This is a genomic window from Streptomyces sp. NRRL F-2664 (assembly GCF_000719345.1).
GTDB lineage: Bacteria > Actinomycetota > Actinomycetes > Streptomycetales > Streptomycetaceae > Streptomyces.
On sequence record NZ_JOFX01000077.1, the window covers coordinates 1 to 9,935 of the forward strand.

Consider the following 9,935-nt stretch of genomic DNA (forward strand, 5'->3'; position numbering starts at 1 on the left):
GTTGAGCGTAGACACCTTGCCCAACAGCCCTGGGGCCCCGTCCGTTTCACAGCCCTCGCCCCGTCACCCGATCGGTGGCCACTCTGAAAATGCTCAGTCTCTTCCCGCGGACGACGCCAGCCGGGCCGAGCGAGCGCATCGCACGGTCGACGGCGCCGAACCCGGCCTCGGGCAGGAGGGTCCGGCGGATCAGGGCCAGCATCTTGCGCCGGCCATAGAGACCTTCCGGAACCAGCACACGCTGCCCGGCCGTGTGGGTGGTGGAGGCCAGAGACCGGACGGCGTCCTCGACCTGGGCACACTCACGGTCCTGGCCGCGGTCTGGTCCGTACCGGTGGCTGGGGCACACCAGGCCCGCAAGGTTCGTGTCGCGATCTTCAGCCCGGCCTGGTTCAAGGCGGTGGGGATCGACTCGACGGCATACCCGGCAGCCCTCATCTGATCGGCGAACGCCACGATCAGCGGTTTCGGGGGTCGAGTTCCCCCGCGAAGAAAATCGTCGCGGACTTCAGCACCTCGTTGACCTCGCGAAGCCGCTTGTCCTCCGCGCGCAGCCGACGCAGTTCCCCGCGATCATCGCGTGGTCACGCCCGCGGCCTGGCCGACGTCGACCTCGCACTGCATCACCCAGCGCCGCACGGCCTCCCGGGATACACCGAGCGAATCGGCAACCTGGATGTGCAGTGCACGCTCGGAGGAGTACTCCGAACGGTGCTCTGCCACCAGCCTCACGGCCTGGCTGCGAAGGGCTGCGTCAATCTTCTTGGGCACGTGTCCCCGCTGACGGCTCACAACTGAGCGGCAGAGAAGTCAGAACGGTTCACCCATCGGACACGGCCTAAGTGTATTGATCACGAGCGTTGTTAACGCCGGCCAGGTCTTGATCGTGATGAAGACCTCCGGTGTGGTGGAGGTGTCTAGGCTCCACACCGCACACGGAGGTCTTCGTGTCCCACCGTGATGCCCGGCTGACCGTTCCGTTCATGGCAGGCGGATTCTCATCGAGCGTGTTCTGGCCGGTCGTCCGGTCGCGCGTGTGGCGGCCGAGATAGGCATATCCCGGCCGGCCGCCCACAAGTGGGTCCGCCGCTGGCGGGCCGAGGGCGACGCGGCCCTGTACGACCGCCCGAGCAGGCCACAGGACCCCGCACCGCACACCGGACGCCCTCGAAGCCCGGGGCTGCCGGCTACGCAGAGAGCGGAAGCTCGGGCCGACCCGCATCGGCCCGGTTCTCGGTCTGCCGCCATCGACGGTGCGCCGGATCCTGGTCCGACACGGTCTGAACCGCCTGGCCTGGCTGGACCGGCCCACCGGCGAACCCGTCCGTCGCTACGAGCGGGCCCGGCCGGGCGAGCTGGTCCGTGTCGACATCAAGAAACTGGGCAACATCCCCGACGGCGGCGGCCACAAGGTCATGGACCGGCGGCAGGCGATGGACAACAAGATCGCCACCACCGACCTGCGCAAGAGCTCCAAGCCGGTGATCGGCTACTCGTTCATCCACTCCGCCGTCGACGACCACTCTCGCCTGGCCTACTGGGAGGTCCTCACCGATGAACGCCAGCACACCGCGATCGGCTTCTGGCAGCGGGCACAGGCCTTCTTCGCCACCCACGGCAACACCGTCGAACGGGTCCTGACCGACAACGGCTCCTGCTACAAGTCGAAACTGTTCACCCAGGCCCTGGCCACGGCCGGCATCACCCACACGAAGATCCTGCCCTACCGGCCCCAGACCAACGGCAAGGTCGAACGCTTCAACCGCACCCTCTTGGACGAGTGGGCCTACCTGCGGCCCTACACCAGCAACGACGAGCGGACAGCGGCCCTGACAGACTTCCTCCACGCCTACAACCACCACCGCTGCCACACCGCACTCGACGGCAACCCACCCATCAGCCGCGTAAACAACCCTGCGGGTCAATGCACCTAAGCGACTGTCCACCTCCGGGCGGTCCGCCCACGCTGTGATCGTTCAGTCTTCCTGCCCACGGCTCTAGGCTCGATGGTGCGCGGGTCGACAGCCTCTCCTGGGGCGCCTTGTTTGTAAGGCCCCTCAGGTTCTGCATCACGGTCGTGCGGGAGGAGATAGAAGACACGGCGCTTCTGCAGACCGCTGTCAGGGTCCGCCTCCGCAGTGGCGCTCAGCTCCGCGAAGCCGATCATGCGGCCGTCTCGGAAGTAGCGGGGTTTTCCACGACGACGAGGAGTCTTGTCCAGGGCTTGTCGAACGTAGTCGAGGACCTCAGGGTCCTCCAGCCATACCACCTTGTCCTCGTGGGTGAGATCGCTTGCTTGCAGTAGCGAGCTCATGGCCGTCGTCCCTCCTCGATTTTATGAACTTGCTGTTTCAGGGGCTTAACTCTCCACGCTACAGGGAGCTGGGGGCGGGCGGTGAGTGTGCGCTTGGCCTGGTCGTGCGCTGTGGCGGTCATGGCGCTGGTCCATCGTATGTTGCGGCAGGTGTGAGAGACAGTATGCAGAGCCGGTTAGGGCTAATGTGAGCCGCTGGCTTTGGCTGGCGGCGTCTCGTCTGTCAGCAGGGCGAGGCCTGGGTAGAACTTCTGGCCGTTGGATCTGAGCATGTCGCTGGGTGAGGCGATGCCGGTCTCAGCACGGATGCGGGTGGCGAATGCGCGTGTCGTAGCGGGCCGCAGGCCTTCGCCTTCATGGCACCAACTGCTGTACGCACGGTAGAGGGCACCTTGTTCCACTCTGAGATCACGGTGCTCGGTGGCGCCAGCGCTGGTGGTGCAGCATTCAGTGAGAAAACGTCCAATGTGGTCCTCGGTGGTGGCATAGGCCTGGGTCGCCATACGTACGATGCTAGGGCCGCCCAGTGAGGGCTTATCCGCCAGATAAGCTTGCGCACCCCGGACCATCCAGTGAAGGATCCCCGGCCCTTCGTCCCGAACAAGTTCCTCAGCGAGGTTGTCGATCTTGCGCTCGTCGGGCACGACTTTATTGAAGGGGATGAGGCGGATCCGACGCCAGAAGGCGTGTCCACCAGTCCCGACCTCGGGCCGGTGGTTGCCGAGCAGCCATAGCTTATGGGTGGGTTCGAAGCTGAAAAAATCCTGTCTCATGCGGCGCGCCTTGAGTCGGTCGCCTCCGGTAAGGAGCTTGACACGAGCTTCGTCGAATTTGTCGTGAGGCTTGAGTTCACTGCAAACGAACAGGCGGCGACCGTGTAGCTCGGTCAACTCGGTGGAGTGTTCGTTAAATTTTCCTCGCTCCATGAGAAACCCGGGGGGCGCCACGTCGGCGTAGTCTCCAAGGATTTTGATAACGATGTCCATAAGCGCGGATTTTCCGTTGGCGCCGACACCGTAAAGAAAGGGAAGAACTTGGCCTCCCACATCACCGGTAATGGAGTAGCCGAGCAGGAGGTGAAGGAAGTGAATCATCTCCTGCCCCTTGTCATCGTCGCCGAAGGTCTCGGTCAAGAAGCGGGCGAAGCGGGGGGTTGGCCCGGGTTCGGGGGCAAGGCAAGTAGCTCGGGAGTGCAGGTCTCGTCGTGGGTCGGGTTTGCGCAGCCGCCCAGTGTGTAGGTCGACCACCCCGGCGGGGGTGCACAGTGCGTACTTGTCGCCGTCGAGAGTATCTGGGTCAAGGGCAAGCTCTGGAGAGGCCTTGGCCTGGGCCAGCATGGCTTTTACGCCCGAGGTGGACATAGCTCGTCTGCGGTGCTGTTGCAGATCTCGGTCACTGAAGTAACCCCGAGGGTCATGAATGGGTATATCCTCGGCCATATCGCCCGCGGCCCAAATCGCGGCCTTCTCACCACCCGTCCGCTTCCAACGGTATTGGTCCCACACGTACCAGCCGAGACCTTCAACGTGCCGAAAGCGGTCTGAGTGGAGGTGGGCAAAAAGCTTGGCATTTCCGCGGTCTGTGAGGTTTGTAAGAAGTCCCGCCTGGACGAAGTCGCCGAACCGCGAACCTGGTACCGGAACTCTCTGTCCGGCGGCAAGAGGTGCAGCAGGTGGCCTTCCTTTTGTAAAGACCGTGAGTTGTTCGGCTGCGGCCTGCGCATCGAAGCCGGTGCTGCCTGCGCTGCTCATGAACGTCCCTTGGGGTGAATCGGGCGGTTGCTGCCGGCGCGGAATGCGGAGTCGATGATGAGCTGATTTCTACGGGGCTGTGCTGGCCGCGCACCGTTGGCGGTTTCGACCAGTACGGCGAAGCATGCGGATTCAGTAAGGTGGCCGCCGGCAACTAGGCCGCCAGCGGTAAAGGCGGCGCGGTTGAGCTTCTCGCTGAAGGCTGTCCCGGAGGGCTCGTGGGCACAGTCACGGACAGCTTGCAGCAGGCTACTGAGGATGCGGTCAGCGTCGCGGTGTCTTGCAGCGGGAGAGCTCATCGGGCCCGGCGAGGCGACGGACTGAGGCGGGCGGGCGTGGCCGGTGCGGGTTAGTTCGGCCTGAAGCCAAAGGGGGAGGCGGGCCGGGGTTCGAGGTCCCGGCAGTGCCTCGTAGGTACCCAGGGCAGTCCGGGTGGTGGGGGCAACGATGTAACCGGCAGCCGCACGGATATCGACCTGCCAGGCTAACGCGGTGCGGGTGCTGGAGCCGGTGGACGAGCAGTATGTAGGACCAGTGAGGGGAGCCCGGTACCAGATGTGCAGGCCGCCAGAAGGTGTGCGTACGCGCAACGTGGTCTGGTCCTCGGCGGGGTTGGGCTGGGAACGGTATGCGGCGAGTAAGGCGATGGTGTCGAAACCAGTACTGAGGCCGGTGAGATCAACATGGTCATCGACGGGGATGCCAGGCAGCAGGCGCTGCCGGTCCGGTAGAGGGACCGGGTGGTTGTCGATGTCAAGAACAATTAGCCCAGCACAACCCGTTGCTACGCCGATGCCGAACTCCGGTTGCCGGTTCCACCAACCGGCAATCACATCGGGGTCGGTAGTTGCAGCGTAGAACCCGTGGCACCAATGTCCACTGCCGATGCAGGGGCAGGCTGCCGGGTCATGGCTGCCACGACGGCACTTGGCGCAGTTGGGGGCGGGGCATTTTGTACCCGGTGCAAGAGGATGGACGGGATACCCGCGCGCCGCGAGCCAAAGCGCTGTATCGCGCCTTACGTCGGCTGCGTCGAAGGCAGCTTGCGTGGTGGCAGTGTGGGCTGGCACGTCTTCCTCGGTCTTGTCTTTGGTGTGTCGGCTCTGTGCACCGTCCCGGTCGGTTTCACAGTAGGGACCCAAGGGACTGAACTTTCACAATGGTGGAGCCTAGCGCAGCGCGCCCACTGCTCTGCACGACTGCATTGCTCTACCGCTCAGCCCCGGGGTACTCCGCCAGAAGGTCCCGCCCCTAGGGTCTGTAGCTACTTCTGCTACCGCGTGTCCGACAGTTTGCCGTGGAGGATGGCTCATCCCTGCCCCGCGTACAGCTTCACTCTCCCACCTTAAAACGCACGGGGATGCACAGGGACAGGACATTGGGTCCCCTGGGCCCTGCCCGTCACTGCAAAACCTGCCTGGGCGGGGGAGTCTCAAGCGCTTCAGGGACCCAAGCGACTGAAGTTTGCAGTTATGAAGCGCTCAGTTATCACATCCTCTCGCGCACACATACCCGCGCACACGAAGCAGGACAACATGGGAATCTCAGTCCCTCCAGTCCCTGGCCGACAGCGAAAACCCACCTGACCTGCACAGATACTGAGGGACTGAAACAGATCGGCTCTAGGGGCGAGGACGCCAAGGGGGCTGAGGATCGAGGGTCTGAACGCGGCCGCCTGTCGTGTTAGTCCGTTCAGTGCAGTGACTGAGCCTTTTGGCGGGCGCCAAGAGCTGCAAGCCCGCCTTCACAGCGGAGCGAGAGCACGTTTGACCGTGCCGGGCCTTTCTGACCAAAACAGCGTTACAAATGGAGGATAAGAAGCAAGTCGTTCGCCCCCCTACGATGAGAGGGGCAAGACCCCTTAGCCACTCGCTCGCGAATGGGCTAGTTTTCGGGGCGTTGCAGATGGATGCAGGCAGCCGTCCTGTATGGCGGACGTTTTGTAAAGCCCATCACACCGAGAAGTGCCATCCGAGCCGACTGCAACGGAGAGGACCACGCCGCGCCTGTCGGCGGACAGGCGCGGCTGTAGCGGATGTTCGGCAACCAAAAGGCCCTTGTCCCTTTCCGGGGCGTTCCGCTTCGCGAGGTGTTTCCCGCAGGGGGCTCGGTGAGCAGAGCGGCGCGCCGGATGGCTGTGGGTGGGGCGAGTCCTCCTGGCACAGCCACCCGGTGATGTCTCCGACTTCATCAGTGGGGCCGGTCTACAGGTGGCGGGCTGAGCTGGGGGTTGGGGTATGGACAGTCTCCGGTGCCGTGCGCCCACGGTGCCGGAGGCGGTTTTCAGGTGATGGGTGTTCGGCCGGGACGGGGCGCTCGTCTTCGGGGCACCGGGACGCCGCAGTCCTACTTAGATCCCTCGCGCATTGTGGCGCCGCTGATCCCGCGGCCGCCGGCGTGCCGGAGCAGGTCTAGCTGGTTGCCGTCCCCGGAGGAGAACCCCGGCCAGCGACGGCGACGAGAGGCCCGAGTCTCCAGCCCCGCCGGCCGTCCTTCACTCGGTGGCGACGGTCTGGCCCTTGGTGCACCCGGGCCAAGCCCGGCGGCTGACCGGGACGCCCTCGAAGGTGGCTGCCAGCCAGAGACTGTCTGCTGCGATGGCCGCCTGGACAAGGGGCCCGTGCGGCGCGGTATAGGAGAAGTCTCACCGTCGGTCGGCCCTCCGGGTAGAGGCTGGACCGCCGCTTGCGCGGCCGGTAGGGGCTGGCCTAGGGTGCAGGGTAGGTACTACTACGGGAGTGTGGCGGAACTGGCAGACGCCCCGGATTCAAGTCCCGGTGCCCGCAAGGGCGTGAGGGTTCGACTCCCTCCACTCCTACCAAGCTCCAAAAATGGTCCGCGAATATTGTCTTGGAAATGGGCTGGCATCAGAGAGCCGTATCTCAGCCGATCTTTGGAACGTGTGGATCGAACGGAGTTCCTGGTCGGTGATCTTCCGGCGGTACGCGCATGAAGGCAGGGCCTCCTGGTAGCTCGGGGGTGCGACCCCGTTCCGATCGGTTCCCGGAGGCTCTGCGTCGTTGTTGTACCCGCCCGAGCCCGTCCACTTCAACTCGCCCGCCGCATCGTGCGATTGCCTCGCGCACGTGTACGGCAACGCGGCCGACTATCGGGACCGGGAACGCCGGTATCCGTCGGACATGACGGACGCCGGAGTGGACGGCCGTGCGGCCGTTGCTGCCAGTGCCGACCTGGCTCCAGGGGCGGGGCGGACAACCCGAGGGCTACTGTCACCGGCAGCTGCTGGACGCTGTGAAAGCGGCGTTCGTCTCCTCGACCGAGGAGAAGGCCCCGGCCCGCCAGGACGTGGTCGCGAACGATGTTCACCTGGCGCTCGACCCTGCCCTTACCTTGCGGCCGGTAAGCCGCCAACACGTCGATGTCGTAGCCGTAGTGGCCAGCGAATGCGACCGCTTCAGGATGCAGCGGGACTGCCTCGCCCGGGGCGGCGTGCCGACGCACGACCGTCTTGGTGCGGTCATAGACGATGCGCAACGGCACCCCTGCGAAGTGCGTGAACGCCTGGCGGTGGCAGTCGCGAGATCCTGGCTGGTGGTGAAGCAGCAGAACGGATCACGCTAGTACGACAGCGTCATGTGGAACGAGTAGACCTTCGGAATCCCGACATGAGCGAGGACCCTGCCCTCATCTCCCCAGTCCACCTGGGCCTGAGCACCGGGCATCACCTCGAAACGCCGGTGCAGACCCGCCAGCCCGCCCAGGCTGATGCCCAGCTCCTCCGCGATCCGCGGCCGGGCCTCCTGCAGATAGAGCTTCACCCGTTGGTAGTTGATCGCGACCCCGTACCCCGCGACCAGGCGCTCGTGGATCACCGACCCCTTCAGGGGCACCTCAGACCTGAGCATCGCATCGATCAGCGGCGCGATCTCGTCCACCGCCCGCCGCGGCGGGCGGTGGACGCTCTCCCGCTTGGGCAACCCTGCCGATGCCGGGCCCCTCAGATACTTGCTGACCGTCCGGCGGTTCAGACCGGTCTCCCTCGCGATCTCCCCCAGGCTCATCGCACCCGACTCATACAGCGGACGGAACCGCCGCAACTCTAGCCAGCGATGTGGGTCCAAGACCACCGTCAGCCGCCTCCCTGCCGCCCCGAACGGACAACAGCAGACGTCCAGCACCCCACCACCGCCCCGAGAACGGAGCACCGTCATTCGTACGAGGTGGCGCACGTCCACTTGTACGCCAACACCGTGGTCATGAAAGGCCTGCTCCACCGGGTCTCCCCCCGGTCGGCCGATGACCTGGCCAAGGCGCTGGGCGGGGACAGCGGGATCCCGAAGAGCGAGGCCTCCCGTGTCTGCGGCGAGCCCGATAAGCCGCTGGCCGCGTTGCGCACCCGCCCCCCATTACCTTCTTGGTGCCCCGCAATGGGGCGCCCGGCGTCCGGAGTTGGCATGACTTCCTCCCCCTGTCGAAGACATGGCAATGCCGTCGCTTTTGGGGCGGTGTGGGCGTTGGGCCGTTCGTGTTGGTGTCGCGCCTGGAGCGGCTGGGGTTAGGCCCGGTCGTGCCTGCCTGAGCTGGTGGACCGGGTCGTAGCTGAGGCGGGGTGCGCGGAGAAGCGCCGGCGTCTGCTGTCGGCTCGGTTCACCGTGTACTTCGTCCTTGCGCCATGTCTGTTTCTACGGGTGGACTACCTGGAGGTCCTGCGGCTGCTCAAAGCAGGAGGGCCAGGTCTGCGGGAGTGGTCCGGGGTGGACAAGCCGTCACTGGCCAGGGCCAGACAGCGGCTGGGACGGCAGGTGATGCGCGATCTGCACCGGGCAGCCGCCCGGCCCCTGGGCCGGGACCAGGATCTCTTCCGGGGGCTGCGCGTACCGGCATCGGACGGGATGCTGCTGGCGGTCCCGGACTCGGCCGGAAACCGGGAGCTCTTCGGCAAGTCGGGCTCGCGACGCAGTCCGATGGGCTATCCCACGGCCCGGGTGGTCGCGTTCGCGGAGTGCTCTTCCCACACGGTGCTGGACGCGGTGATCGGAGGCTGGAAAGACTCCGAGCGGATCGTTTCCGACGAGCTCGACAGGCATGCCGGTGAGGGAACACTGCTGCTGGCCGACCGCGGGCTGCGGGGCCTGGCCCGCTGGCACCGGCTCCGTGACCGGGGTGCCCACCTGCTGTGGCGGACCGGGCAACGAGAAGGCCCGCGGGTCCAGGACGTCCTGCCGCACGGAAGCTACCTGGCCCGCATCGAGGCGAACAAGCACAGCAAGGCGGCCGGCACGGTGAAAGCCCCGCCGGCACTGGTCCGGGTAATCGAGTACCGCATCGACGGCCAAGCCGAAGCGGTCCAGCTCATCACAAGCCTGCTGGACCACGAGAAGTACCCGGCTGGCGAACTCGCCGCCCTATATGCGCGACGCTGGGAGATCGAGCTCGTCCTCGACAAGATCAAAACCCACCAGCGGGACAGACCAGTCCTCCGGTCACAGACTCCGGACGGGGTACGCCAGCAGATCTTCGCCCACCTGATCGCACACTACGCGACCCGGGACCTCCTGGCCGAGGCGGCCCGCCTCACCCAGAGCCCTGCCGAGCGGACGTCCTTCACCCGAGCCCTGCATGTCGCCGCCGCTCGGTGATCGCACCGTCCGGCATGTCCCCCCTCGGCCCGTCGGCGTGACCGCCGATTCGGCCTCGCCGAGATCGCGGCCGCTCTGCTGCCACGACGGCCGTCACGCGACTGCCCGCGGAAAATCAAGTCGTGCATCACACCGTCCGGCAGCACCCGCCTCTGGACCGTCCGAGCAGGACCGCCTTCAGGCGGATCTTGCGTCTGCGTCGGACACGTCGTCGCTCGTCCCGTTCCAGACTGTCTGCGGTGTCCTGCCCGGCTTGCTCCTTCGGGCCGC

General features: G+C 65.7%; 6 protein-coding genes, 1 tRNA gene and 2 pseudogenes. 4 read left to right on the forward strand and 5 right to left on the reverse strand.

Annotated features, from left to right (window positions below; genetic code table 11):
• Positions 1-442 (forward strand): hypothetical protein (locus IF89_RS48220; RefSeq protein WP_234327978.1); only part of this gene is annotated, 442 nt, incomplete at its 5' end.
• Between the two features lie 131 nt (positions 443-573).
• Here IF89_RS48220 and IF89_RS43010 read toward each other — a convergent pair.
• The gene (locus IF89_RS43010) at positions 574-771 is read right to left on the reverse strand and encodes a hypothetical protein (RefSeq protein ID WP_078628686.1); all 198 of its coding nucleotides are present in this window, start codon (positions 769-771) and stop codon (positions 574-576) included.
• A gap of 176 nt (positions 772-947) precedes the next feature.
• Between IF89_RS43010 and IF89_RS38725 the strand changes: the two are divergent.
• A pseudogene (locus IF89_RS38725) lies at positions 948-1,934 on the forward strand (IS481 family transposase).
• Here the strand turns inward: IF89_RS38725 and IF89_RS43015 are convergent.
• The 3 genes from IF89_RS43015 to IF89_RS43020 all read right to left on the reverse strand — a co-directional run bounded on the left by IF89_RS43015 (position 1,931) and on the right by IF89_RS43020 (position 5,135).
• Complete coding sequence (locus IF89_RS43015) at positions 1,931-2,314, reverse strand: DUF6009 family protein (RefSeq protein WP_078628687.1); 384 nt, start codon at positions 2,312-2,314, stop codon at positions 1,931-1,933. The pseudogene IF89_RS38725 and the gene IF89_RS43015 sit on opposite strands and share 4 nt — an antisense overlap.
• Before the next feature lie 182 nt (positions 2,315-2,496).
• Positions 2,497-4,065, reverse strand: coding sequence for a DNA primase family protein (locus IF89_RS0133100; RefSeq protein WP_030776013.1), 1,569 nt, complete (start codon positions 4,063-4,065; stop codon positions 2,497-2,499).
• Positions 4,062-5,135 (reverse strand): bifunctional DNA primase/polymerase, encoded by a 1,074-nt coding sequence (locus IF89_RS43020; RefSeq protein WP_078628688.1) that lies wholly within the window; start codon positions 5,133-5,135, stop codon positions 4,062-4,064. The genes IF89_RS0133100 and IF89_RS43020 overlap by 4 nt, the downstream gene beginning before the upstream one ends.
• A 1,664-nt stretch (positions 5,136-6,799) precedes the next feature.
• Between IF89_RS43020 and IF89_RS0133105 the strand changes: the two genes are divergently transcribed.
• Positions 6,800-6,886: transfer RNA gene (locus tag IF89_RS0133105), tRNA-Leu, on the forward strand.
• A gap of 427 nt (positions 6,887-7,313) precedes the next feature.
• Here the strand turns inward: IF89_RS0133105 and istA are convergent.
• Positions 7,314-8,153 (reverse strand): annotated as a pseudogene (gene istA, locus IF89_RS38730) (IS21 family transposase); the annotation flags it as partial.
• 456 nt (positions 8,154-8,609) lie between these two features.
• Here istA and IF89_RS0133120 point away from each other — a divergent pair.
• Complete coding sequence (locus IF89_RS0133120) at positions 8,610-9,665, forward strand: IS4 family transposase (protein ID WP_234327979.1); 1,056 nt, start codon at positions 8,610-8,612, stop codon at positions 9,663-9,665.
• Positions 9,666-9,935: the final 270 nt, after the last annotated feature.